At 63.1% G+C, this 23,468-nt stretch carries 20 protein-coding genes, 1 tRNA gene and 1 pseudogene; 13 read left to right on the top strand and 9 right to left on the bottom strand.

The window, feature by feature from the left end; translation table 11 throughout:
* Nucleotides 1-17: 17 nt before the first annotated feature.
* Nucleotides 18-1,094: an RES family NAD+ phosphorylase gene (locus BST28156_RS10525; RefSeq protein WP_174902155.1), complete on the bottom strand. Its 1,077-nt coding sequence runs from the start codon at nucleotides 1,092-1,094 to the stop codon at nucleotides 18-20.
* Between the two features lie 274 nt (nucleotides 1,095-1,368).
* On the opposite strand from BST28156_RS10525, the gene BST28156_RS10520 reads away from it, so the two are divergent.
* Together BST28156_RS10520 and BST28156_RS10515 are read left to right on the top strand one after the other, a co-directional pair.
* The gene (locus tag BST28156_RS10520) at nucleotides 1,369-2,178 is read left to right on the top strand and encodes an HNH endonuclease (RefSeq protein WP_174902154.1); all 810 of its coding nucleotides are present in this window, start codon (nucleotides 1,369-1,371) and stop codon (nucleotides 2,176-2,178) included.
* A 48-nt stretch (nucleotides 2,179-2,226) separates the two neighbouring features.
* Nucleotides 2,227-3,216, top strand: a complete 990-nt coding sequence (locus tag BST28156_RS10515) for a GxxExxY protein (RefSeq protein ID WP_174902153.1) — start codon at nucleotides 2,227-2,229, stop codon at nucleotides 3,214-3,216.
* Between the two features lie 468 nt (nucleotides 3,217-3,684).
* Here the strand turns inward: BST28156_RS10515 and BST28156_RS10510 are convergent, their stop codons facing one another.
* The 3 genes from BST28156_RS10510 to BST28156_RS10500 form a co-directional block, all read right to left on the bottom strand.
* Entirely contained in the window at nucleotides 3,685-4,896 is a 1,212-nt protein-coding gene (locus BST28156_RS10510; protein ID WP_174902152.1) for a hypothetical protein, read from the bottom strand.
* Between the two features lie 96 nt (nucleotides 4,897-4,992).
* Nucleotides 4,993-5,316, bottom strand: a complete 324-nt coding sequence (locus BST28156_RS10505; RefSeq protein WP_174902151.1) for a hypothetical protein — start codon at nucleotides 5,314-5,316, stop codon at nucleotides 4,993-4,995.
* A gap of 545 nt (nucleotides 5,317-5,861) precedes the next feature.
* The gene (locus tag BST28156_RS10500) at nucleotides 5,862-6,665 is read right to left on the bottom strand and encodes an inositol monophosphatase family protein (protein WP_060245258.1); all 804 of its coding nucleotides are present in this window, start codon (nucleotides 6,663-6,665) and stop codon (nucleotides 5,862-5,864) included.
* A gap of 237 nt (nucleotides 6,666-6,902) precedes the next feature.
* Between BST28156_RS10500 and BST28156_RS10495 the strand changes: the two genes are divergently transcribed.
* Both BST28156_RS10495 and cysE read left to right on the top strand, forming a co-directional pair.
* Nucleotides 6,903-7,772 (top strand): RNA methyltransferase, encoded by an 870-nt coding sequence (locus BST28156_RS10495; protein ID WP_174902150.1) that lies wholly within the window; start codon nucleotides 6,903-6,905, stop codon nucleotides 7,770-7,772.
* A gap of 370 nt (nucleotides 7,773-8,142) precedes the next feature.
* Nucleotides 8,143-8,916, top strand: a complete 774-nt coding sequence (gene cysE / locus BST28156_RS10490; protein WP_174902149.1) for a serine O-acetyltransferase — start codon at nucleotides 8,143-8,145, stop codon at nucleotides 8,914-8,916.
* Nucleotides 8,917-8,952: 36 nt separating this feature from the next.
* On the opposite strand, the gene BST28156_RS10485 is transcribed toward cysE, so the two are convergent.
* The 4 genes from BST28156_RS10485 to BST28156_RS10470 form a co-directional block, all read right to left on the bottom strand.
* The gene (locus tag BST28156_RS10485) at nucleotides 8,953-9,753 is read right to left on the bottom strand and encodes a UDP-2,3-diacylglucosamine diphosphatase (RefSeq protein WP_174902148.1); all 801 of its coding nucleotides are present in this window, start codon (nucleotides 9,751-9,753) and stop codon (nucleotides 8,953-8,955) included.
* 23 nt (nucleotides 9,754-9,776) lie between these two features.
* Nucleotides 9,777-10,268, bottom strand: a complete 492-nt coding sequence (locus BST28156_RS10480; RefSeq protein WP_009689446.1) for a peptidylprolyl isomerase — start codon at nucleotides 10,266-10,268, stop codon at nucleotides 9,777-9,779.
* Nucleotides 10,269-10,356: 88 nt separating this feature from the next.
* Nucleotides 10,357-10,932 carry a peptidylprolyl isomerase gene (locus BST28156_RS10475; protein ID WP_009689445.1) on the bottom strand — a complete coding sequence of 192 codons (576 nt, stop codon included), beginning with the start codon at nucleotides 10,930-10,932 and terminating at the stop codon, nucleotides 10,357-10,359.
* A gap of 48 nt (nucleotides 10,933-10,980) precedes the next feature.
* The gene (locus tag BST28156_RS10470) at nucleotides 10,981-11,703 is read right to left on the bottom strand and encodes a tetratricopeptide repeat protein (RefSeq protein ID WP_060245254.1); all 723 of its coding nucleotides are present in this window, start codon (nucleotides 11,701-11,703) and stop codon (nucleotides 10,981-10,983) included.
* A 234-nt stretch (nucleotides 11,704-11,937) separates the two neighbouring features.
* On the opposite strand from BST28156_RS10470, the gene cysS reads away from it, so the two are divergent.
* The 4 genes from cysS to tilS all read left to right on the top strand — a co-directional run bounded on the left by cysS (nucleotide 11,938) and on the right by tilS (nucleotide 16,826).
* Nucleotides 11,938-13,335, top strand: coding sequence for a cysteine--tRNA ligase (cysS, locus tag BST28156_RS10465; RefSeq protein ID WP_060245253.1), 1,398 nt, complete (start codon nucleotides 11,938-11,940; stop codon nucleotides 13,333-13,335).
* Nucleotides 13,336-13,378: 43 nt separating this feature from the next.
* Nucleotides 13,379-14,257, top strand: a complete 879-nt coding sequence (locus tag BST28156_RS10460) for a DNA-3-methyladenine glycosylase family protein (RefSeq protein ID WP_060245252.1) — start codon at nucleotides 13,379-13,381, stop codon at nucleotides 14,255-14,257.
* 114 nt (nucleotides 14,258-14,371) lie between these two features.
* Nucleotides 14,372-15,349, top strand: coding sequence for an acetyl-CoA carboxylase carboxyltransferase subunit alpha (locus tag BST28156_RS10455; protein WP_174902147.1), 978 nt, complete (start codon nucleotides 14,372-14,374; stop codon nucleotides 15,347-15,349).
* Nucleotides 15,350-15,395: 46 nt separating this feature from the next.
* Nucleotides 15,396-16,826 (top strand): tRNA lysidine(34) synthetase TilS, encoded by a 1,431-nt coding sequence (gene tilS, locus BST28156_RS10450; RefSeq protein WP_174902146.1) that lies wholly within the window; start codon nucleotides 15,396-15,398, stop codon nucleotides 16,824-16,826.
* Nucleotides 16,827-16,942: 116 nt separating this feature from the next.
* Here tilS and BST28156_RS35170 read toward each other — a convergent pair.
* Nucleotides 16,943-17,180: pseudogene (locus BST28156_RS35170) on the bottom strand (hypothetical protein); the annotation flags it as partial.
* On the opposite strand from BST28156_RS35170, the gene BST28156_RS10445 reads away from it, so the two are divergent.
* The 5 genes from BST28156_RS10445 (at nucleotide 17,163) to cyoA (ending at nucleotide 23,466) form a co-directional block, all read left to right on the top strand.
* Nucleotides 17,163-18,416, top strand: coding sequence for an aspartate kinase (locus BST28156_RS10445; RefSeq protein ID WP_009692732.1), 1,254 nt, complete (start codon nucleotides 17,163-17,165; stop codon nucleotides 18,414-18,416). The pseudogene BST28156_RS35170 and the gene BST28156_RS10445 overlap by 18 nt on opposite strands.
* 110 nt (nucleotides 18,417-18,526) lie before the next feature.
* Nucleotides 18,527-18,620 (top strand) — tRNA-Ser (locus BST28156_RS10440).
* 191 nt (nucleotides 18,621-18,811) lie between these two features.
* Complete coding sequence (locus tag BST28156_RS10435) at nucleotides 18,812-20,185, top strand: glycosyltransferase family protein (protein WP_174902145.1); 1,374 nt, start codon at nucleotides 18,812-18,814, stop codon at nucleotides 20,183-20,185.
* A gap of 591 nt (nucleotides 20,186-20,776) precedes the next feature.
* Nucleotides 20,777-22,306, top strand: coding sequence for a complex I subunit 4 family protein (locus tag BST28156_RS10430; protein ID WP_174902144.1), 1,530 nt, complete (start codon nucleotides 20,777-20,779; stop codon nucleotides 22,304-22,306).
* Nucleotides 22,307-22,578: 272 nt separating this feature from the next.
* Nucleotides 22,579-23,466, top strand: a complete 888-nt coding sequence (gene cyoA / locus BST28156_RS10425; protein ID WP_174902143.1) for a ubiquinol oxidase subunit II — start codon at nucleotides 22,579-22,581, stop codon at nucleotides 23,464-23,466.
* Nucleotides 23,467-23,468 lie beyond the last annotated feature (2 nt).

Below are 23,468 nucleotides of genomic sequence, written 5' to 3'. Positions count from 1 at the left end.
TAATGGTAATTTTGAATTCAATAGGCGACGGGCCCGAAGTGGCCCAAGTAGCCAATCTGAGTTAAGACTATTCTATCGATGCATTTCACGCCGACGCGGCTTTGTTCGATCGGTCGGCCAAAGAGAGCGAAATTGGGAATCGTATACGCCTTGGCGTACTCCTCTGCTTGTGGATGGAAGCGGCGGAGCGACAGGCCATAGACTGTCTCAAAGGGGCGTCCTCCGGTGCGAAGCAAGCTAAAGTAGGAGGGGTATATGACGCCGTCGAAACTTGCATTTCTCGCAGCAATCGCGATATCACGAGAAATGTCGTATGAATGGGATTTCGCAAGAAAGAGCATGTGGATAGCCATGTCTAGGCTCTCGAATTCGGTGACTCTCTCTTTTAGGACCGATGTGAGATCTAAAAGCCGTAAGTCTCGGGTGGCCTGTAGCGTGGCGACGTACATGTCGTCCTCTACGGTGGCGCGACATTCGTGGATGCAGATATCTATATCCTGTGAGCCGTACATGACTGCGAAACCAGCGGAATCGAGTCGCCCCCTTCCCGCGATATGTAACGGGGGACTGTCATATTCATCCGGCTCGGCAGGGTGCTGAGGGTTCACGCGGACTCGATAAAACGACTCGTCCTTCGCGAGCGTTCGCGTAGGATATTCTGTCAAGACGCGCTTGATGATTGGGGCGCGCTTCGCTGGATCTTGTAGCGCCTTTAATGGCTCGATTTCTCCAAACATCCAATATCGAGGGCCATAGTGAAAGAATCCAATCTTTCCTGCTTCCTCGATCAGTTTTACATCGTTTTTTAGCCACGGCGACGGTGAGATGTCGCTTGTGCCGTAGTGGTGCTCGTTGTACTGGACACGCGGTGCCGCGCCGTAGTCAAAACGGATAGTAGAGCCATCAACAAAGAAGCGATGTGCAATCCACAATACGTGATCCTTCGTCAACTTTCTTCCGTCGGGGCTCTTGCAGTTTGGGCACTCGCCGTCTTGCTCGATGCCATGCTTCCACGAGTCGATCCTCAATCCCTCATCGAAAAAGCAATTCGAGCAAAGGAGAACTTCGGTAGCGTTTGCTGTGTCGTCGGTCATGTGAGATCCGTCGATAATGATGTCAGCGGTACAGACGCGAGCCGCGAGACAGTTTCTAGTCTACTTCGGTCCGAGAGCGCCCACTCGGGAAAGTATATGCGCAGCAGAGCCGTTCGTCTTGCCGGAGAACTCGACGTTCGAACGTCGGATCACAGATGGCTATGCGCTTCGAGATCCGGTGACTGCGACGCCAAGCAAACCAGCGCCTGCGTAATCGTACAATACTGGCAGTGGGCTAATATTCCGCTTGCGCGATACGGGGGGCAAACAATCAATGAAACGGAAGTTCGAGCAGACCCAGATCAGGACGTCAGCCGCGCATGAGTTGCTGACGTGTTTCGAAAGATTTGTGTATGACCGGCCGATTGATGTGAATGAAGGCTTGCATTTCGCGGACGTACCGCTGACGGACTATGCCTTGCAGACAGCCACCATTGAACCACGGACGGCGTTGCACAAGGTGCTCGCTGATCTGGCTGACGTCTATTTCTATCTGTACGCATATGACGACGCCGAATTCGCACCGGATCTGGCGAGCGAATTCGCCGACTATGTCCGATGGATGTTCGGTGAGATGGGCATGATCGCTCCGGCCGCGTTTTCGTCGTCCGATCCCGAGGTACTGCGGTGCGCCCGGGACGAGCACCGAAGCGCCTTTTCCGATGGGTTGCACAATATTGTTGTCTCAGCGTACGCCATCGCCTGGCAGCGCAGAACGCTGATGTTCGACTTCAATACAAAGCTGGCCGAGCGAATCCGGCCGCTGAAAAAGTCGGACTACCCGGTTCTTGAATCCGATGGGCGGCTTCCGCGCGCTTATTTTCCCTCATGGCTGGTGAATCGCATCCAACACCGCGACAGGGGCCTGTGCCAACACTGCGGCCGACCGGCTTTGGCGGTTTTTGGCAGCGAGGAGTCGTCCCATATCGATCACATGGTCGCGCTCGCGATTGGGGGGGGCAACGACCCGACAAACCTCCAGCTCTCGTGTGGCGACTGCAATCTGGCGAAGGGAGCGAAAGTGGTTGAGATACGAGATGAATTCTCTTGGCCCGATGCACGAGGCAGCGGAAGCGTTTTGTGACACGTGTACATACTCATGGCAACCGACTGTGTTAGGAACTAACAAATCGTGGACCTCGTTGACACCTTAAGAAAGAAGATCGACGTATTGGACGAAGGAGAGTATGTCCCGGGACTACGTGCCGTTCTTTTGCACATAGAGACTGCTTTTCGGCACTTGTCTCGTGGCCAAGAGACCGATGATGAGACGGCCTTCACTGACGCCATATACCGAACGAATCAGGCCTTTGAAGGCAGTATTAAGGAAGCGTACAGGGTGTTTGCCCGACAAGATCCTTCGAAAAAGCGTCCGTACGATATCGAGAACTATCTTGAGCAGAACAACGTTTTTCGTAATCGAGTTCTGAGCCAGTTGACCACGTACCGTACCGAATGGAGGAACCCGTCGGCACACGATTACAAGCTAGATTTCGATGAGAGTGAGGCCTTCCTCGCTATCGTTTCCGTTTCCGCTTTCGCATGCTTGCTTCTCGATCAGATTGCAGAACGCCTCGCTTTTGCGAGCGCACAGGCAGAAGCTGAAGCGAAAAAGGCAGAACTGGAAACAAACTTGGCCCAAACAGCGAATGCGGGCCTATTAGTACGTTCTATAGAACTTCTGAACCAGTTTTGCGCGACTCATTTGTCATCCCCAACGTTCCCGGGTAGGGCGACCGAATCTCAGGCAATTGGAGCTCTGCACGGCTTTCTTGCTTCCGCAGCACCGGAGGTCAACGTACAAACCGAGGTGCGATTGGACGCCGAAAGGCCGTTTCGGGCTGACCTTATAGTTACTCACGAAGACGAACGCGTCGTCATAGAAATCAAGCGACATATGATGCCAAAAAACTATGCCAATGCGGTCGCTCAAGTTGAACACTATTTGCTCATTAGCGGTATCAAAAACGGCATCCTGTTGTTCCTTCCGGATGTGCCGGGCGAGATGGAAAGACTCGATGCGAACGTCAGTGGAATCGATGGACGGCTTGTTGTGCTTTCCCCTATGGGATCTAACCCATCGCTCAATCGACCGGTTTCTGGTCGTCCGTCCCCATCGTAGACAAGCATTAACGATGAGCGGCTAGTCGAAAGAGGTGTAACGCGCCGCTTGGTTGCGGAATCGAACGTCAGCAGGCGCTCAGTCGGGGTAGGCCAGAGACTGTGAGTGGAGGTCCCGGCGTAGCTTTGTGCCCCCCCCGTCTTGTCAGATAACGCTCAGGTACTGCTCCATCATTGGAGTGACGGTTGCAGGTGTGCTGGCGGTTGCGTGCTCATGTGACCGGGAAAAGTTGCTTTGGCTGCCCGAGTTTACCAGCGGCCCGCGCGGGATCGGTCGAAGTCCGCCATATGGCCAGTTGTGAGCGGCGACGGCGACAGGCAGCTACCGGCCGAGAGCAGTCGGTGGCAATTAGAGAAACTAGACGCTCAACGGAGAGATGGCGGCGACTTGCAGGAGCGGCCCAAGGCGCGGATGCTGCAAGGCATCCGTACCGACCGAGAAGTTAGACCGCACGGCTCACGCGTGCGCTCATTCCTGCATTCGCAGTAGAACTTGGATGCACAATGTCCCCGCAACGCGCGTTTGCTCGGCTCGCTTCACCAAGCAATAGTCCAAAGCCATCAGCGGCGTTACGTTCTCGCTGACTCTGGAGATCATTTCGGCGGCTTGGACAACACGCAGCAACTCGGCGAGATCCAGCAGATGGATAAAACCTCCCGTCGCCTCCATGAAGTCTGCAATAAACGCCAGACCGTAGTTCTCTTGATTTTCTATCAAGTCGAACTCTGGAATGAGAACGACGGCGTGTGCCGGCTGTGATCGCTCAACGTCTATAGCGGATCCACCCCGAGTGGTAACCGGTGCGCCATCTTTGAGCCGCCGAATGCTACCGCGCAGCTGGCGAACTGCTTTTTCGACGTGCTGCGATACATCCTTTGCTAGCTTCGTTCGATCAGGCAACTTATCGCGATTGAAGACAGTGAGAGCCTTCGACTCGATCAGCAGTGCACCGGCCTCGTGGCTGAGGAGAATATCGGTGAGTTCGCGTGTTCCGTTCCCCTTTGGGATTTGGGGACTGTGGTGTACTCCACGCGGGTGGAGGCTGTCGGTTAACCAGACCGCAAGTTGTTCCTGCTGTCCGCCCTCGTCTCGGCTAAACAAGTCGACCGGGCTGTTACTGCCGTGGCTCGTAATGAAGTGATTGAAAACTGCATGCCACTCGTCGATACGGACAATTTCTGCAGACAGCAACTCGTCGGGGGTCGTAGTGCCGTCGAACGCCCGTTCCAGCAGGTCGCCAGCCTCTTTAGCAATGGCAGGGCAGTCTCCTTTCCCAAGTTTCGCGTTGCTGATCCAGTCGTTCACCTCTGAAGGGAAGCTAGCTTTTACGGTGGACCATGCAACATTCAGGGCAAGCTCGTTAAACAGGAATATGGGGGACGGTTCGCCAGATGCCAGCCCCCGCAGCGCTGTGACCTCTGCCTCGTTTTCCACGACCGACCATAGCGATGCAGGCTTAGATGGATCGTCGTACGCCGTTAATGCATATAGGAGACGACCTTTTACGCGCGCCAGATGAAACCGTAGCCGCGAACCCAATACCATGAACTTCAGCAAGAGCGTGCTGCCCTTCACCAGCAGCGTTGGCTCAAAGCCATCCTTTCCCTTGGCATAGTCGAGTCGTATGAGTTGCGGGGTAGCCAGGAACTCAGATTGATAGTGTGAGGCAAGTAGATGCATGTGGCCTTCTTCGTGCTGTCATCGCTCAACGCCTTCCGTCACGGACGCTCGACCATTTTCGGGAGGATTGACATTTACTAGACTCGTGTCCGAAGACTACGCGGTGCCTTTGCTTTGGGCTGGTAATTCTCCATTTTTACCCTTTTTCGTTGAAGAGTTTGCGTCCCTTCCTTTGTCAAACTCGGATATGCCGGAGAGAAGATAGCCGACGATTCCGCCGATCAGCGTACCGACCGTGGCACCGTCAAGAATTTTCTCCAGAGCTAAAATCAGTATGAGTGGAACCAGCATCCCGACCGCGGTCAATTGTATGGCTCTGGCACCTATGCCGCGCTTGTTGACGATCCGGTCGATTATGACCAGCACAAAAGCTACAGGTATGGTAGCCGCTGCAATAATTTCGATTACGCTGACGTTCATTTCGTTTTATTCACGTTCCGAGGATGTGCCGGCATCATAACCTGAACTGGCCCCGAAATTTTCACATCAGATGCCGACTTTGAAGTCACCTACTCTTAAATCAACAAGAGGGGACTGACGACCACCAGCCACTGAGCACGGATATATCCATCGCCTGCAACGGGACGCGAACGGCCGGCTCCGAAATTTGTTCGCGTAGGTTTTGGCGTAGCTTTTTTATTTGAGCGTTATCGGGTATGGCGCAGGTACTGCTGCATCATGGGCGTGTGGGCTGCAAAGGCCTCGGGCGACAACGTGGTCATAGGTCAGGCATCGGGTATGTTGCTTGGGATGCCCGAGTTTACCAGCGGCTTCGATCGACAAGCGCGAAGTTGGCTTTTCGGCCGGGTTTCGGCGCTCGCGATGCGTGATAACCGGGCATCGGTCGGCGCGTATCTATCTCTCGATACGGGGATTTCGTCGTTCGTCGTTCCAAAACGCCGACGGCCCGTGCCGCACGAAGCGGAGCACGGGCCGTCGCATTCCCCGCGACTGCGGGCCGGAACTTATTCCGCAGCCGGATGCATGCGGCTGTAGCGGTTCAGGATCGGGATCATCTGCGCATAGATCTTCGGGTTCGCGGCGACGATCTCATGACGATGCAGGAAGTCGGCGTCGCCCGTGTAGTTGCCGACGAGGCCGCCCGCCTCGGTGATCAGCAGGCTGCCCGCGGCCATGTCCCACACGTTGATGCCCTGCTCGAAGAACGCATCGAGGCGACCGGCCGCGACGTTTGCGAGGTCGAGCGCCGCGGCGCCCGGGCGGCGCAGGCCCGTGCACGCCTGCGTCATTTCGGTGAACAGGCGCGCATAGGCGTCGAGGCCGTCCTTTTCGCGGAACGGGAAGCCGGTGCCGACCAGCGCGTCGGACAGGCGATCGCGGCGGCCGACGCGGATGCGGCGGTCGTTCAGGTACGCGCCGCGGCCGCGGGTGGCCGTGAACAGGTCGTTCTTGTTCGGATCGTAGACGACGGCCTGCGTGATCACGCCCTTGTGCTCGAGCGCGATCGACACGCAGTAGTACGGGAAGCCGTGAATGAAGTTGGTCGTGCCATCGAGCGGATCGATGATCCAGCGGAATTCGGATTCGTTCTCCGACTCGCCCGATTCTTCCGCGAGGATCGCGTGGTCGGGGTAGGCGGTCTTCAGCGTCTCGATGATCGCGTCTTCGGCGGCCTTGTCCACTTCGGTGACGAAGTCGTTCTGCTGCTTCCTGCGGATCTCGATCAGGTCGAGATCGAGGGACGCGCGATTGATGATCTGTCCGGCGCGGCGCGCAGCCTTGACAGCGATGTTGAGCATGGGATGCATGAGCCTGGATCCTGTAGCCGGCGGCATGGGCCGCCACGAAGTGGAACAACCCGCCCTGGACGGCGCAAGCTTGCCGGGCGAGATGAGACGCGAATTGACAAAGAGCGGGGTACGACCCGCGCCACATCCGAGTGTGACGCGTAAACGCATGATTTTACCCGATTTTCGGTGGTTTCAGGAAACCGGAATGCGGGGAAACCCCCACTGGCCGTCCGGCCGGGTGGGTTTGCCGCGTCGATGGCGATACCATACGGCCATTCTGATGAATCGAGTCGCATGGTAGTGGAAACCCCGCAGAACATCGCCGCGCCGTCCGCATCGGACGCGGCGCCGTCCCGGTCGCCTTCGGGCGGCTTTACGTCAACCCGCTTCGTGCTCGTCGAGCCGAGCCATCCCGGCAACGTCGGCGCGGCCGCGCGCGCGCTGAAGACGATGGGCTTTTCGCGGCTGGTGCTGGTCGCGCCGCGCGTGCCGCACGTGCAGAGCGACCCCGAGGCGATCGCGATGGCAAGCGGCGCAGACGACGTCCTCGCGTCCGCGCACGTCGTGGCGACGCTCGGCGAAGCATTGTCCGGCGTCCACTGGTCGATCGCGCTGACCGCCCGCACGCGCGAATACGGCCCGCCGCGTCTCGCGCCGCGCGCGGCCGCCGGGCAGGCCAGTGCACAGGTCGGCACGGGCGACATCGCGCTCGTGTTCGGCAACGAGCGCACGGGTCTCGCGAACGAGCATGTCGAGCAGTGCAGCGCGCTCGCCCACATTCCGGCGAACCCGGCCTACAGTTCGCTGAACCTTGCTCAGGCCGTGCAGGTGCTCGCGTACGAGCTGCGCGTCGCGTTTCTCGAGCAGCAGGCGAGCGACGCGCAGCCGCCGTCGGGCGAGGCCGGCACGCTTGCGCAGAGCGACGAGATCGAGCGGATGTACGTGCATCTCGAGAACGCGCTGATCGCGCTCGATTTTCTCGACCCGCGCAATCCGAAGAAGCTGATGCCGCGTCTGCGGCGCCTGTTCGCGCGCACGGGGCTCGAGCGCGAGGAGGTCAACATCCTGCGCGGCATCGCGAAGCACATTCTGCTGAAGACGCATACGCCGGACGGCGACGCGTAACGCGCGGGCGGGGCGGCAAGCGGGCGCGGGACGACCGTTGTGCGGATGCGCGGGCCGTCCCGGCCGAACCGGCGGGACGCATGTCCGGTCGCGCCGGTTTCGGGCTTGCCGGTTTTTCACGGATATTCCGCCGGCTCGGCGCGCTGGTCGTCGCCGGACTGCATCGTTCGCGGTCGATCAGGCGGTCCCGGAACGCCCGCCGGCCGTACGTTCCCGCCGAATACCCGCGCCGGCGGCGGGGTGAACGCGCGGCCTCGAGCGGCCGCGCGCGACAGGCCCTACAATCGCCGGACGTCATATGTTAATTACCCGGTGCGATAACGGCCGGCGATCGCCGGCGGCGTCCGCCGGCCTTTTTCCCTATCCGACCATGTTCACGAGACTGCGCGAAGACGTTGCGACGATTCGCGAGCGAGATCCCGCCGCTCGCAGTGCCTGGGAAGTGCTGACCTGTTACCCGGGGCTGCATGCGCTCGTGCTGCACCGGTTCGCGCATGCGTGCTGGCGCGCGAAGCGCTACTGGCTCGCGCGCTTCGTGTCGCAGGCCGGGCGGTTCCTGACCGGCATCGAAATTCACCCCGGCGCGACGATCGGCCGGCGCGTGTTCATCGATCACGGGATGGGTGTCGTGATCGGCGAGACGGCGATCGTCGGTGACGACTGCACGATCTATCAGGGCGTGACGCTCGGCGGCACGTCGCTCACGCGCGGCGCGAAGCGCCATCCGACGCTCGAGGCCGGCGTGATCGTCGGCGCGGGCGCGAAGGTGCTCGGCGGTTTCACGGTCGGCGCGGGCGCGAAGGTCGGATCAAATGCGGTGGTCGTGAAGCCGGTGCCGGCCGGCGGTACGGCGGTCGGCAATCCGGCGCGCGTCGTGATGCCTGCACAGCCGAAGCCGCAGTCCGAGCGCGCGGCGTTCAGCGCATACGGGATCACGCCGAACGCCGACGATCCGATGTCGCTCGCGATCCACGGGCTGATCGATCATGCGGCGAAGGAAAGCCGCCGCGTCGACGAGATCGTCGCGGCGCTGGAGCAGCTTGGCACGCATCTGGAAACGCTGCAGGGCGCGGATGCCGCGCGCCTCGACCTGCGCCGCCTGTCGGCGGTGCTGGAGGGGAAGGCGGTCGAGCGCCAGGCTTGATGGTGAGCGGTGCCTGCCGGCGAGCGCCCGCAGGTATCAGTCGAGCGGCATCGCGTGGATGCCTTCCGCGTCGACGCGCAGGTAGCCGCCGCGCGGCATGCCGTGGTCGAGATCCCAGTCGGGCAGCACCCAGCGCACGCCGTCCGCTTCGACGTGGCGCGCGGGGCGGTGCGTGTGACCGTGAATCATTACTTTCGCGCGGCTTTTCCGGAACAGTGCGGCGACGCCGTCGCGCGTGACGTCGTAGATCGCCGACACGGGGCGCATCCGGCCCGCTTCGCTGTTCGTGCGCATCCGCTGCGCGAGCGCGCGGCGCCAGCGAAGCGGCCACGCGAGGAACAGCCATTGCGCGACGCGATTGCGCGCGAAACGGCGGAACAGCTGATAGCCGCGGTCGGCCGTGCACTGCGCATCGCCGTGCGCGAGCACGATGCGCTGGCCGAATGCCATGATCAGCGAAGGATCGGGCAGCAGCATCGCGCCGGCCGCCTTCATGAAGCGTCGGCCGAGCAGGAAATCGCGATTGCCGTGCATCACGTACAGCGCGATTCCGCGCTCCGAGAACGTATGCATCAGCGCAGCCATGCGCGCGGCGAACGGATCGTCGTCGAGGACGTCGTCGCCGATCCAGTATTCGAACAGGTCGCCGAGGATGAACACCGAGTCGGCGCTGTCGGCGGTGTATTTCACGAAATGCTCGAACGCGGCGACCGTGTTCGGAATCGCGTCGCTCAGATGCAGATCGGACAGGAACAGGAACGGGCGTGCGGCTTGCGCGTATTCGCGCTCGCCCGGCACGCCCGCGGAGACGCTTCGCGGCGGACTCTCCTGCAACATCGAAGTGCCTCCCTGGCCGCGCGTCAGACGACGACGGCCTTCTCGATCACGACGTCGTCGGTCGGCACGTCCTGGTGGAAGCCTGCGTTGCCGGTCTTCACGCCCTTGATCTTGTCGACCACGTCCTGGCCTTCGACGACCTTGCCGAACACCGCGTAGCCCCAGCCCTGCGGCGTCGGCGACGAGTGGTTCAGGAAGTCGTTGTCGTTCACGTTGATGAAGAACTGGGCGGTGGCCGAGTGCGGGTCGTTGGTGCGCGCCATCGCGATCGTGTAGGCGTCGTTCTTCAGGCCGTTGTTGGCCTCGTTGTCGATCGGCGCGTCGGTCGGCTTCTGCTTCAGGCCCGGCTCGAAGCCGCCGCCCTGGATCATAAAGCCGTTGATCACGCGGTGGAACACGGTGCCGTCGTAGTGGCCCTTCTTCACGTAGTTCAGGAAGTTCTCGACCGTCTTCGGTGCCTTCGCGGCGTCGAGTTCGAGCTTGATCACGCCGTGGTTCGTATGCAGTTCAACCATGATGAATTCCTTCGGTGAGGCGGTTTAAATGGCACGCGGCCGGTCGTGCGACGCGGCCGCGTGAGGCGCCGGACAGGCCGGCAGGGTCTTACTTCGAGACGATGCTCGCCGATTCGATCGTGACCGGTTGCGCCGGCACGTCCTGCATCGGGCCGCGCGACGTGGTCGGCACCGCCTCGATCTTCTTCACGACGTCGAGGCCCGACACGACCTTGCCGAACACCGCATAGCCGTTGCCGTCCGGGTTCGGGTAGTCGAGGCCCGCGTTGTCGACCGTATTGATGAAGAACTGCGCGGTGGCCGAATTCGGATCGCTCGTGCGCGCCATCGCGATCGTCCCGGTCAGGTTCTTCAGGCCGTTCTTGCTCTCCAGCGGAATCGGCGCGCGGGTCGGCTTCTCGTCGAAGTTCGCCTTGTAGCCGCCGCCCTGGATCATGAAGCCCTTGATCACGCGATGGAAGATCGTGCCGTTGTACTGGCCGGCCTTCACGTACTCGAGGAAGTTGGCGACCGTCTTCGGCGCCTTCTCCGGGTAGAGCTCGACACGGATGTCGCCCTGCGAGGTCTTGAGCTGCACGACCGGGTGCGCGGTGGCCGTTTGCGCGAACGCGGGCGCGGTCGCGAGAAGGGCGGCGCCGCCAAGCGCCAGCAACAGACGTTTCATTGCGATCCTCAGGTTGGGGATGAAAAGGGAAGTGAAACGTCGCGCCGCTTACTGCGACGGCGCGACATACGGCGCGGCCAGCGCGCCCGACGGGCCGCTGAACTGGAACGTCGGCGACATCGGCAAGGTGGTGGTGCTGACGTTGGCCGCGGCGCGATCGGTGTACTCGCGCGTGGCCGGTGCCGCAGCGTGCGCGTTCGACGCGGACTTCGGCGGCGACACGATCTTCTGGATGTCGGCGAGGCGCTGCGCGGTCGCGCCGCTGGTGCGGCCGAGCGACTGCGCGCGCTTGTACGATTCGGCCGCAAGGCGCAGGTACAGGTCGCCGAGGTTTTCGTAGGCGAGCGAGTAGCTCGGGTTCGATTGCGTCGCGGTGACGAGCGCGGCGCGCGCTTCGTCGTAGCGGCCGTGCTTCGCGTACAGCGCCGCGAGGTTGTTGTACGGTTCGGGCAGTTCGGGGTACGCCTGCGTGATCGCGACGAACTGCTGGATCGCGTCGTCGTCGCGGTTCAGGCGCGCGAGCACGGTGCCGCGCTTGAACTGCGCCTGCACGTCGTGCGGGTTCGACGCGATGCGCGCGTCGAGCTGCGCGAGCGCCTGTTTCCACTGCTTGCCGGCGATCGACGCATCGATTTCGGGCGTGCCGTCGGCGGTGGCGGGGGCCTTCTGCGCATGCGCGGCGGGGGCCGCGAACAGGGCCAGCGCGACGCCCATGACGGCGGTCGCAACGAGGGTCGCAGCGCTCGGCGCGCGGCCGCGATGAGATTTCATAGGCGTAAATCGGAATGTTATACTCCGAGCCATTCTAACAAAACGTCTGCGCGTTCCGGCGAGCGGCAGACAGTCTTTCTTTGCCTCTCGTGGCCGTCACCGCTGTGCTTGCAGCCTGACCGCCCCATGTGATATCGAGGACGCGCGGCGTCGCGCCGCAGCAGGTGGTCCGTCCGTTTCGCATGCTGGGCGAGCTTCGCCAGGGCGGTTTCCTTCGGCTCACGGTTCATCTCTATGGAATCACTGCGCATCTACAACACGCTCGCGCGTGACAAGCAAGTTTTCGTGCCGCGCCAGTCCGGCGAAGTGCGGATGTACGTATGCGGGATTACCGTCTACGACTATTGTCACGTGGGCCATGCGCGCATGCTGGTCGTGTTCGACCTCGTCCAGCGCTGGTTGCGTGCGATCGGTTACCGGGTCACGTACGTGCGCAACATCACCGACATCGACGACAAGATCATCCGCCGCGCGGTCGAGAACGGCGAGACGATCAAGTCGCTCACCGACCGCTTCATCGACGCGATGCACGCGGACGAAGACGCGCTCGGCATCCAGCGGCCCGACATCGAGCCGCGCGCGACGCTGTTCATTCCTCAGATGCTCGGAATGATCGAGAAGCTCGAGGCGAACGGCTACGCGTACCAGGCGAGCGACGGCGACGTCAATTACTCGGTGCGCAAGTTCCGGAACTACGGGAAGCTGTCGGGCAAGTCGCTCGACGATCTTCGTGCGGGCGAACGCGTCGCGTCGAACGACGCGAAGGAAGATCCGCTCGATTTCGTGCTGTGGAAGCGCGCAAAGCCGGAGGATCCGGAAGGCACGTCGTGGGCGTCGAAGTACGGAATGGGTCGCCCGGGCTGGCACATCGAGTGCTCGGCGATGGGCTGTACGCTGCTCGGCGAGCATTTCGACATCCATGGCGGCGGGCAGGACCTGCAGTTCCCGCACCACGAGAACGAGATCGCGCAGAGCGAGGGAGCGACCGGGCAGACCTTCGTCAATTACTGGATGCACAACGGCTTCGTGCAGGTCGACAACGAGAAGATGTCGAAATCGCTCGGCAACTTCTTCACGATCCGCGAGGTGCTGGAACGGTACGACGCCGAGGTGATGCGCTTCTTCATCGTGCGCACCCACTATCGCTCGCCGCTCAATTACAGCGACGTGCACCTCGACGATGCACGCGCGTCGCTCACGCGCCTCTACACGGCGCTGAAGGACGTCGAGCCCGACACGCTCGCGCTCGACTGGAACGAGCCGCACGCGCAGCGTTTCGCGGCCGCGATGAACGACGACTTCAACACGCCCGTCGCGGTCGCGACGCTGTTCGAGCTGGCGGGGGAAGTCAACCGCACGCGCGATGCGTCGCTCGCGCGGCAGTTGAAGCAACTGGCGGGCCTGCTGGGCCTGCTCGGCCGCGAGCCGCGCGCGTTCCTGCAGCAGGCGTCCGGCGCCGCGCAGGCAGGCGCGCTGGCGGCCGACGAGATCGAAGCGAGGATCGCCGCGCGCGTCGCGGCGAAACAAGCGAAGGACTATGCCGAAGCGGACCGGATCCGGGCGGAACTGCTCGAGGCCGGCGTCGCGCTTGAAGACAAACCGGGCGGATCGACCGAATGGCGTCGCGTATGAGCGTGGCGCGTTCCACTGACCGATCCGTCGGGTAGGAGGCAAGATGGCAACGGCCAGAAAAGCGCCGGTCAGGCGCGCGACTCCGGTCGCCGCGCGTCCGGCAGCGAAGCGCGCGCCGGCGGCGAAGGCGGACGCGACGCGCGCGGTGCCGAACGGCGCGCTCAACGGTCATGCGCAGCCGGCGGCGAAGCCCGCGCGCGCGAAGGGCGCCGATGCGGCGCAGCCGGAGCACGCGATGCCGGCCGCCGACGCGGCCCGCAAGACGCGCGCGTCCGAGGCGGCGGTCGATGGCGCGGATGTCGGTGTGCGTCCCGCATACTGGGACAAGGCATGCGCCGATCTCGTCAAGCGCGACCGCATCCTGAAGAAGCTGATCCCGAAGTTCGGGCCCGCGCATCTCGTCAAGCGCGGCGATCCGTTTGTCACGCTCGCGCGCTCGGTCGTCGGCCAGCAGATCTCGGTGCCGTCCGCGCAGTCGCTGTGGGCGCGCATCGAGGCCGCATGTCCGAAGCTCGCGCCGCAGCCGGTGATCCGGCTCGGCGCGGACAAGCTGATCGCGTGCGGACTGTCGAAGCGCAAGACGGAATACATCCTTGATCTCGCGCAGCACTTCGTGTCGGGTGCGCTGCACGTCGACAAATGGACGTCGATGGACGACGAGGACGTGATCGCGGAACTCACGCAGATCCGCGGCATCAGTCGCTGGACGGCCGAGATGTTCCTGATCTTCAACCTGTCGCGGCCGGACGTGCTGCCGCTCGACGATCCGGGCCTGATCCGTGCGATCAGCGTCAATTACTTCAGCGGAGAACCCGTCACGCGCAGCGAGGCGCGGGAAGTCGCGGCCAACTGGGAGCCGTGGCGCACCGTCGCGACCTGGTACATGTGGCGCAGTCTCGATGCGCCCGACGCCGACGCCTGAACGGCGCCGGAGTGGCGGCTATCGGGTTTTAAACATCAATAGTTGAGAGCCGGTCTTGCGCGTCGTGCGCGCGGGTAGAATACGCGCTGCCGCAAGACCCAAGGATTCGAACACATGAAGACCACGTTTCTGGATTTCGAACAGCCGATCGCCGAACTCGAGGCCAAGATCGAAGAACTGCGATTCGTGCAGGACGACTCGGCTGTCGATATTTCGGAAGAAATCGATCGGTTGTCGAAGAAAAGCCAGCAACTGACGAAAGACCTGTACGCGAACCTGACGCCGTGGCAGGTTTCGCAGATTGCGCGGCACCCGCAGCGTCCGTACACGCTCGATTACGTTGCGGAACTGGAACTGTTTACCGATTTTCACGAACTGCACGGCGACCGCGCGTTCGCGGACGACCTGTCGATCGTCGGCGGCCTCGCGCGCTTCGGCGGCCATCCGTGCATGGTGATCGGCCACCAGAAGGGTCGCGACACGAAGGAGCGCGCCGCGCGCAACTTCGGGATGCCGCGTCCGGAAGGCTATCGCAAGGCCGAGCGCCTGATGCGTCTGGCGGAGAAGTTCGGGCTGCCGATCTTCACGTTCGTCGACACGCCGGGCGCGTATCCGGGCATCGGCGCGGAAGAGCGCGGCCAGTCGGAAGCGATCGGCCGCAACCTGTACGTGATGGCCGAACTGAAGACGCCGATCATCACGACCGTGATCGGCGAGGGCGGTTCGGGCGGTGCGCTCGCGATCGCGGTGGCCGATACCGTGATGATGCTGCAGTTCTCGACCTATTCGGTGATCTCGCCGGAAGGCTGCGCATCGATTCTGTGGAAGAGCGCGGCGAAGGCGCCCGAGGCTGCGGAAGCGCTGGGCCTGACCGCGCATCGGCTGAAGGCGCTGGGCCTGATCGACAAGATCATCAACGAGCCGCTCGGCGGCGCGCATCGCGATCCGAAGGGCATGGCCGCGCTGTTGCGTCGTGCGCTGGCCGATTCGCTGCGCCAGTTCCAGGGCATGAGCATCGATGCGCTGCGCGAGCGCCGCTTCGAACGCCTGATGGCCTACGGCAAGTTCAAGGAAACCACGCCGGGCGCATGACCGGCTCCACCCTCGCACCGTGCGCCGTCGTGCGCACGCCCGCTCCGTGATTCCCCCGACCGAATTCTCCGCCGACCGCGTCGTCCTCGATGCGGTCGGCGCTGCGCTTTCCGGCGTCCCGTCCGATGCGCGCATCGCGATTGCCTACAGCGGCGGCCTCGACTCGACGGTGTTGCTCGACGCGGCCGTGCGCGTCGCGGGCGCGTCGCGCTGCGTCGCGCTGCACGTGCATCACGGACTGAGCGCGAACGCCGATGCGTGGGTCGCGCATGCCGAAGCGACCGCCGCACGGCTCGGCGTCGCGTTCGACGCGATGCATGTCGAGGTGCCGCGCGACAGCGGCCTCGGCATCGAGGCGAGCGCGCGCGAGCGCCGCTATGCGGCACTCGACGCGATGTGCGAGTGCCACGGTGCGGCCGCGCTGTGGATCGCCCAGCATGCGGACGACCAGGCGGAAACGGTGCTGCTGCAGCTGCTGCGCGGTGCGGGAATCGCCGGGCTGGCCGCGATGGCGCCGCGCTATCGTCCCGACGGCGCGTGCGTCGAGCGCGTGCGGCCGCTGCTGAGACTGTTGCGCGCACAACTGGAGCGCTACGCGGCCGGGCGCGAACTCGCGTGGATCGATGACGAATCGAACGGCGATACGCGTTACGCGCGCAATGCGTTGCGCATCGACGTGCTGCCCGCGCTGGCCGTGCACTTCCCGGGCTTTCGCGACGCGCTGGGCCGCGCGGCCCAGCATGCGGCCGCCGCGCAGCGGCTGCTCGACGATCTCGCCGAACTGGATTTCGCCGGCGTTGCGCGCGACGACGGCCGCGCGCTGTCGCGCGATGCGCTGATGGCGTTCGACGACGAGCGCGGCGCGAATCTGCTGCGCTACTGGATGCGCACGCTCGGCCTGCCGGGCGCCTCGGCCGCGCGGCTCGCCAGCATGATGCGGCAGTTGCGCGACGCGCACGACGCGCATGCGCTGCGCGTCGATCATGCGGGGCAGTGCCTGCGGCTCTACCGCGACATGGTCTACTGGGAGGCGGGCGACAGCGCGGACCCGGCCGACGACGGCACCGGCACGCCGCACGCGGACGCGTCGCTCGTCTGGGCCGGGCAGGAGGTCTGGCATCTGCCCGCGTGGCGCGGCACGTTCGTGTTTGCGCCGGCCGATCCGGGCATTCCGGGCAGCGAGGATGCACTGCCCGAGACGCTGCTGCGCGGCGCGACGCTGGTGGCGCGTGCCCGCGCGGGCGGCGAGCGGATGCGCACGTCGCCGGGCGGCCCGGGTCGGACGCTGAAGAATCTGTTCCAGGAGCGTGGCGTGCCGGCGTGGCAGCGCGACGTGCCGCTGTTGTTCGCGGGCGAGCGCCTGATCTATGTGCCGCGGCTCGGCGTAAACCGCGACGGCGGGTTGTTCGACGGCCAGTTGTCGGCCGACGACGGCTGGCGCCGGATCGAGTGGCGGCCCGACCTGCTGATCGCATGACCTGACTCGATCGACGCAGGCGCTTGGCGCAGCGATGGCGCGTCGGAACAGCGCCGGAACGCATGCCGGCGCGGCGAGCGGCTTGTCAAGCGGGCGTCTATCGGGTACGCTCGGTCGTTTGCTCGGCTCGATTTTTGAGCGATTTGTGCAGGTTTTCCGCGTGACGTACCCGGTTTGCGCGGCCTGATCGGCCTTCCGGGCAAAATCCGTCACGCTTGCGTGTTGCGTCCCAGCCGTTCCTCTCGTCGTCCGTCCACAGCCACAAGCCGCGTGACCGAACGGCAACGCGGTCTGCCCAGCGCGCCCGTGCGGTCTCTCCTCCAGTTCAGAACGACAATGGCACTCATCGTACACAAATACGGCGGCACTTCGATGGGCTCGGTCGAGCGCATCAAGAACGTCGCGAAACGCGTCGCAAAATGGCATCAGGCCGGGCACCAGATGGTGGTCGTGCCGTCCGCGATGTCCGGCGAAACCAACCGTCTGCTCGGTCTTGCGAAAGAGATTTCGAGCCAGCCGAGCCCGCGCGAGCTCGACATGATCGCGTCGACGGGCGAGCAGGTCAGCGTCGGCCTGCTGTCGATCGCGCTGCAGGAAATCGGCGTCGAAGCGGTGAGCTACGCCGGCTGGCAAGTGCCGATCAAGACCGACAGCGCGTTCACGAAAGCGCGCATCCACTCGATCGACGACGAGCGCGTGAAGGCCGATCTGAACGCCGGCAAGGTCGTGATCATCACGGGCTTCCAGGGCGTCGATCCGGACGGTCACATCACGACGCTGGGCCGCGGCGGCTCGGACACGTCGGCGGTGGCGGTCGCGGCTGCGCTGGGTGCCGAAGAGTGCCTGATCTACACGGACGTCGACGGCGTCTACACGACCGATCCGCGCGTGGTCGAAGAGGCGCGCCGCCTCGACCGCGTGACGTTCGAGGAGATGCTGGAAATGGCGAGCCTCGGCTCGAAGGTCCTGCAGATCCGCTCGGTCGAATTCGCCGGCAAATACCAGGTGAAGACGCGCGTGCTGTCGAGCCTGACCGATCCGCTGATTGCGCTCGACGAAGAAATGCGCTCGGGCACCCTGATTACTTTTGAAGAAGACGAGACCATGGAAAAGGCAGTCATTTCCGGCATCGCGTTCCAGCGCGACGAAGCCCGCATTGCGGTGATGGGCGTGCCCGACAAGCCGGGCATCGCGTATCAGATTCTCGGGCCGGTCGCCGACTCGAACATCGACGTCGACATGATCATCCAGAACCAGAGCGTGCAGGGCAAGACGGACTTCACGTTCACGGTCGGCCGCGGCGACTATCAGAAGGCGATGGACATCCTCACGAACCAGGTGAAGGGCCATGTGAACGCCGAGACGGTGCAGGGCGACCCGAAGGTGTCGAAGGTGTCGGTGGTCGGCGTCGGCATGCGTTCGCACGTCGGTGTCGCGAGCAAGATGTTCCGCACGCTGTCGGAAGAGGGCATCAACATCCAGATGATCTCGACGTCCGAAATCAAGATTTCGGTGCTGATCGACGAGAAGTACATGGAGCTGGCCGTTCGCGCGTTGCACAAGGCATTCGAACTCGACCAGGCATCGTGAATTTTTCGTGATGCATCGAAGAAAATGCATCACGGAAATTGACGAGCGGTTCGAAACCCTATATTATTTCGTTCTCGTCGCACTGCCTCCCTGGTGCGAGCGAAAGTTTGGGAGACGTGGCCGAGAGGTCGAAGGCACTCCCCTGCTAAGGGAGCATCTGGGCCAAAACCTGGATCGAGGGTTCGAATCCCTCCGTCTCCGCCAAAAGCGGTGACAAAGCCCCGCAAGTTTTCGGACTTGTGGGGCTTTTTCTTTTTGGGTCGTGGTGTTCGCCCTCAGCGCGGCGTCGAGTTTGTCGACAGGGAGCGCCCGTCAATTCCGCTCGGCCGCTTGCCGGCACCCCACCCAATATCGTGTATCGTTTGACACGACTCAACGTCGCGCATGCCGCCCCGATGCATTCCGTACTGACTCTCCTTTCCCATCGCCCCGTCGACGGCCTCGTCGCGAACCACGAGCGCTACGCGCGACGCCACGGCTACGCGCATGCGATCGTCGACGGCACGCATGTCTACGGCGAGCGTCAACAGGTGCTGCACAAGTACCACGCGATCGCCCGGCAGCTGGTCGCGATGGAGCAGGGTGCCGTGCTGCTCGTGCTCGACCCGTTTTCGGTCGTGTACAGTCCGCATCCGCTGCCCGATGTCGCGCACGGCTACGATGCGATCGTCACGACGCAGGCGTCCCGCTCGTCGCTGCCCGCGGCGAGCGGGATGATCTTTCGCAATACGCCCGAAGTGCGCGAACGCTTGCGCGCGCTGATCGCGACGCTGGGCGCATGGGCGATGCACATGCCGGAGCAGCGGCACGACTGCGAGGCGACGCTGCTCGCGCAATGCTTTCCGCCACTGCCGTTCGACGTGCGGCTCGAGAACGGCCATTTCGCGTCGGCGCAGACGGTATGGTTCGACGGGCTCGCGATCGATTCGATCGCCGGCGCCCAGCCGCTCGTTGCGCACCATGCACCCGAGTGGCGACAGGTCGACGGTGCGTGGGTGCCGGCCGTCGATTACGATTTCCGCTACGTGCAGGCGCTCGTCGACGATGCCGAGCGATTCCAGCGCGGCGAGCATCCGGACGCGATGGGCGAGTGGCGCGCCGCGCAGCAGCGTCCGCGCGAGCTGGAGCGGCATGTGAATCCCGGCGCACGGATTGCGTTCGTGAGCCTGCATACCTCGCCCATCGCCGGCTATGGCGACCTTCATGAAGAGAACTTCGTCCGCTACTGCACGCGGCACGGCTATGCATATCATGCGTATCGCACGCCGCCCGCGTTCCTGCCCGACGGCGTCGATGCGAACTGGGCGAAACTGCATCTGATTCGCGAACATCTGCCGCATCACGATTTCGTGTTCTGGGTCGACGCGGATATTCTGGCGATCGACCAGCGCCAGCCGGTCGACAGCGTGATCGCGGCGCGCGACTTCGTGATCGGCACCGATCACACGGCGTGGGCGGTCAACTCGTGCATGATCGGCGTGCGCAACGTGGCGCCGATGCGGGCACTGGTCGAGCGGATCTGCGCGCGCATCGAGAGCTTCGACGACCGTTCGTCCGTCTATGCGAGCGGCGGCGACCAGCAGGCGATCTATGTCGAACTGCTGGAGTCCGGGATGATCGACGCGCGCTACATCGTCGATGCGATGACGTTGGCCGCTTCGCCGGTTTACGCCACGCGCGACAGCCGCTTCGTTCACTTCCCCGCGCAGCACAACCACTATCGCGCAGTGACGATGCGTGTGTGGGACCGCTTGAGTCATGAGCGGTAGCGGCGGCGACTGGCCCGGGCGGGCCGTGTTCCCGTTTTGCATCGTGAGCCCCGCGCAGGCGGGGTTTTTCTTTTGTGCGCGTCAGGCGGCATGCCGATGGACCGATGATCGCGATTGCCCCGCGACATCCGCTATCGCGTGCAAAACACCATTTCAGATCAGCGCAAAAATCGGCACGAATCGAAATAAAAATGTAATTGTCGTCGTAAGGAAGCCGGCGCCCCGGAACCGCTGGTGATGATGGTTGCGCTCGCAACATTCCGACCCCTTGCGTCCCCGCGATCGCGTCAAAAATGACGCATCGCACCGATTTCCCCGAAGCACGTCCCCGCAGAATACAAAAAATTACACATTCAAATCAATAGTCTGCGATGCCGCGAAAAAACGACGCTTTGCTGCGATGCAGAAAATAATCAACCGATTTATGCTGGTTAACCCGATTGCGTTTGAGCGGCGTCAAGTTTTCGTTCGATGCCGCTTTACATTTCGCCAACAACGGCGATTCGCGAAATCTACCTGTCGTTTCGGTTTCGTTTCTTTCGTCGTGCGCGTTCCCGATGCCGTGCGCGACCCACTCTAGGCCCTGTTGACATGCATGATTTTCCCTTTCTGAGCCTGGCTATCTGGGTTCCGATCCTGTTCGGCGCGTGCCTGCTGCGTGCCGGTTCCGACCAGCATCCGCGACGGACGCGGCTGATCGCGCTGGCGGGCGCGATCGCGGGGCTGGCCACGGTCGTCCCGCTCGTCGCGGGCTTCGCTCCGCATTCGGCCTCGATGCAGTTCGTCGAAAGCCGCGACTGGCTGGCGGCGTTCGGCTCCGGGTGGCGTGTCGGTGTCGACGGTGCGTCGCTGTGGCTCGTCGTGCTGACGGCCTTCACGACGCTCGTAGTCGTGATCGCGTCGTGGGAAGCGATCACGGTGCGCGTCGCGCAGTACTACGCGTCGTTCCTGATCCTGTCGGGATTGATGGTCGGTGTGTTCGTCGCGCAGGACGGCCTGCTGTTCTTCATCTTCTTCGAGGCGACGCTGATCCCGCTGTACCTGCTGATCGGCACGTGGGGGCGCGAACATCGCATCCATGCAGCCGTGAAGTTCTTCTTCATCTCGTTCGCGGGTTCGCTGCTGCTGCTGATGGCGATCCTGTATCTGTACGCGAAGTCGCATACGTTCGACATGACGGTATGGCGCACGCTGCAGCTCGGCTTCGCGCCGCAGTTGCTGGTGTTCCTCGGCTTTTTCGCGGCATTCGCGGTCAAGGTGCCGATGTGGCCCGTGCATACGTGGCTGCGCGACGTCTACACGGACGGCCCGACGGGCGCCGCGCTGATGCTCGGGATGCTGAAGCTCGGCGGCTACGGCTTCCTGCGCTTCGCGCTGCCGATCACGCCCGACGCGAGCCATTTCTTCGCGCCGGCCGTGATCTCGCTGTCGCTGTTCGCGATCGTCTACGCGAGCCTGGTCGCGCTCGCACAGACCGATCTCGGCAAGCTGCTCGCGTATTCGACGGTCGCGCACATGGGGATCGTCACGCTGGGGCTGTTCCTGTTCAATCGGATCGGCGTCGAAGGCGCGATCGTGCAACTCGTGTCGTACGGCTTCGTCGCGGGCGCGATGCTGCTCTGCGTGAGCGTGCTCGTCGATCGCACGAAGCAGCGCGAGATCGCCGCGTATGGCGGCGTCGCGAACGTGATGCCGCGCTTCGCGATCTTCGTGCTGCTGTTCTCGATGGCGAACGTCGGCCTGCCGGGCACGTCGGGCTTCGTCGGCGAGTTCATGGTGATCATGGGCGCGATCCGCCTGAACTTCTGGATCGGCGCGCTCGCGGCGCTGACGCTGATCTTCAGCGCGTCGTACACGCTGTGGATGCTCAAGCGCGTCGTGTTCGGCAAGGTGTCGAGCCCGCGCATCGCGCAGCTCGCCGACCTGAGCCGTCGCGAGATCATGATGTTCGCGTCGCTTGCATTGGTGGTGCTGATGGTCGGCGTCTATCCGAAGCCGTTCACCGACGCAATCGATCCGACCGTCGGGCGCCTGCTCGACGAGGCAAGTCATTCGAAGGTCCCGGCGGGCGACGACACCGCGCCCGCGCAACCTTCGTACATGGCGTCGGCTCACGGCTGAGCGCGATGCACCATGCGTGTGCAATGCTGCGCCGGACGACGGCGCGGTCGTTGCGCGCGCATCGATCGTGGGCCGGCGCCCTGGGCGCCGAGCCGGCTTCCGGCTGCGCGAAATTCCCCCGCGACACTATGACTCACCGCAGATTCCGCAATGATGATTTGCCGCATCAATCGATTTTTCATTGCGCTCGCGCGACGTATGATTCGGCCACTTTCGTGGATCGAATGCGCATCGGGCGTACGCAACGGATTCAATGACTCTCGGGCAGTGTGATGAAAAGAAGAGCTTCAACAGGCTGGTCGGCGCTGATGGCAATCGGCGCGGCTTTAAGTCTGTCAGGTTGTAATTTAGATGTACTAAATCCGAAAGGAAGCGTCGGCGCGGCGGAAAAAGCGCTGATCGCGACCTCGACATGGGCGATGCTGATCGTCGTCGTGCCGGTGATCCTGCTCACGCTGTGGTTTGCGTGGCGTTATCGCGCGTCGAACCGCAAGGCGACCTATGCGCCGAACTGGTCGCACTCGACCGCGATCGAGGTCGTGATCTGGACGGTGCCGACGCTGATCATCCTGTTCCTCGGCGTGCTCACGTGGAAGACCACGCACGAGCTCGATCCGTACAAGCCGCTCGAGTCGTCGGTGAAGCCGATCGACGTCGAGGTCGTCGCGCTCGACTGGAAATGGCTGTTCATCTATCCGGAACTCGGCATCGCGTCGGTGAACCAGCTTGCGATTCCGGTCGGCACGCCGGTGAATTTCCGCATCACGTCGGATTCGGTGATGAACTCGTTCTTCATCCCGCAGCTCGGCGGCCAGGTCTATGCGATGGCCGGCATGCAGACGCGTCTGCACCTGATCGCCGACGAGCCCGGCAACTACGCGGGCACGTCCGCGAACTTCAGCGGCCGCGGCTTCTCCGACATGAAGTTCCGCACGCTCGCCGAGCCGCGCGAGCAGTTCGATGCATGGGTGCAGAAAGTGAAGGCGTCGCCCGACCGGCTCGACGCGACCGCCTACGGCGCGGTCGCGCAGCCGAGCGAGAAGGCGCCGGTGCGCTACTTCTCGACGGTCGATCCGCGGCTGTTCCACAACATCATCGCGAAATACAACGATGGCCACGTCCTCGACCTGAAGGACGCCGCCTGCGGCACGAAGGGGTAACG

The sequence above is a fragment of the Burkholderia pseudomultivorans genome (assembly GCF_902499075.1).
Lineage (GTDB): Bacteria > Pseudomonadota > Gammaproteobacteria > Burkholderiales > Burkholderiaceae > Burkholderia > Burkholderia pseudomultivorans.
Note: the sequence above shows the minus strand (reverse complement) of the source record. Positions and strands in the feature narration are given on the sequence as shown.

Coding starts and splice junctions, on each gene's coding strand:
- cyoA (WP_174902143.1), top strand. CDS start 22,579: ATGAAAAGAAGAGCTTCAACAGGCTGGTCGGCGCTGATGGCAATCGGC.
- BST28156_RS10510 (WP_174902152.1), bottom strand. CDS start 4,896: ATGCATCTACTTGCCTCACACTATCAATCTGAGTTCCTGGCTACCCCG.
- BST28156_RS10470 (WP_060245254.1), bottom strand. CDS start 11,703: ATGAAATCTCATCGCGGCCGCGCGCCGAGCGCTGCGACCCTCGTTGCG.
- BST28156_RS10430 (WP_174902144.1), top strand. CDS start 20,777: ATGCATGATTTTCCCTTTCTGAGCCTGGCTATCTGGGTTCCGATCCTG.
- BST28156_RS10525 (WP_174902155.1), bottom strand. CDS start 1,094: ATGACCGACGACACAGCAAACGCTACCGAAGTTCTCCTTTGCTCGAAT.
- BST28156_RS10445 (WP_009692732.1), top strand. CDS start 17,163: ATGGCACTCATCGTACACAAATACGGCGGCACTTCGATGGGCTCGGTC.
- BST28156_RS10460 (WP_060245252.1), top strand. CDS start 13,379: ATGGCAACGGCCAGAAAAGCGCCGGTCAGGCGCGCGACTCCGGTCGCC.
- BST28156_RS10475 (WP_009689445.1), bottom strand. CDS start 10,932: ATGAAACGTCTGTTGCTGGCGCTTGGCGGCGCCGCCCTTCTCGCGACC.
- BST28156_RS10505 (WP_174902151.1), bottom strand. CDS start 5,316: ATGAACGTCAGCGTAATCGAAATTATTGCAGCGGCTACCATACCTGTA.
- BST28156_RS10455 (WP_174902147.1), top strand. CDS start 14,372: ATGAAGACCACGTTTCTGGATTTCGAACAGCCGATCGCCGAACTCGAG.
- BST28156_RS10495 (WP_174902150.1), top strand. CDS start 6,903: ATGGCGATACCATACGGCCATTCTGATGAATCGAGTCGCATGGTAGTG.
- cysS (WP_060245253.1), top strand. CDS start 11,938: ATGGAATCACTGCGCATCTACAACACGCTCGCGCGTGACAAGCAAGTT.
- BST28156_RS10500 (WP_060245258.1), bottom strand. CDS start 6,665: ATGCATCCCATGCTCAACATCGCTGTCAAGGCTGCGCGCCGCGCCGGA.
- BST28156_RS10520 (WP_174902154.1), top strand. CDS start 1,369: ATGAAACGGAAGTTCGAGCAGACCCAGATCAGGACGTCAGCCGCGCAT.
- cysE (WP_174902149.1), top strand. CDS start 8,143: ATGTTCACGAGACTGCGCGAAGACGTTGCGACGATTCGCGAGCGAGAT.
- BST28156_RS10480 (WP_009689446.1), bottom strand. CDS start 10,268: ATGGTTGAACTGCATACGAACCACGGCGTGATCAAGCTCGAACTCGAC.
- BST28156_RS10485 (WP_174902148.1), bottom strand. CDS start 9,753: ATGTTGCAGGAGAGTCCGCCGCGAAGCGTCTCCGCGGGCGTGCCGGGC.
- BST28156_RS10435 (WP_174902145.1), top strand. CDS start 18,812: ATGCATTCCGTACTGACTCTCCTTTCCCATCGCCCCGTCGACGGCCTC.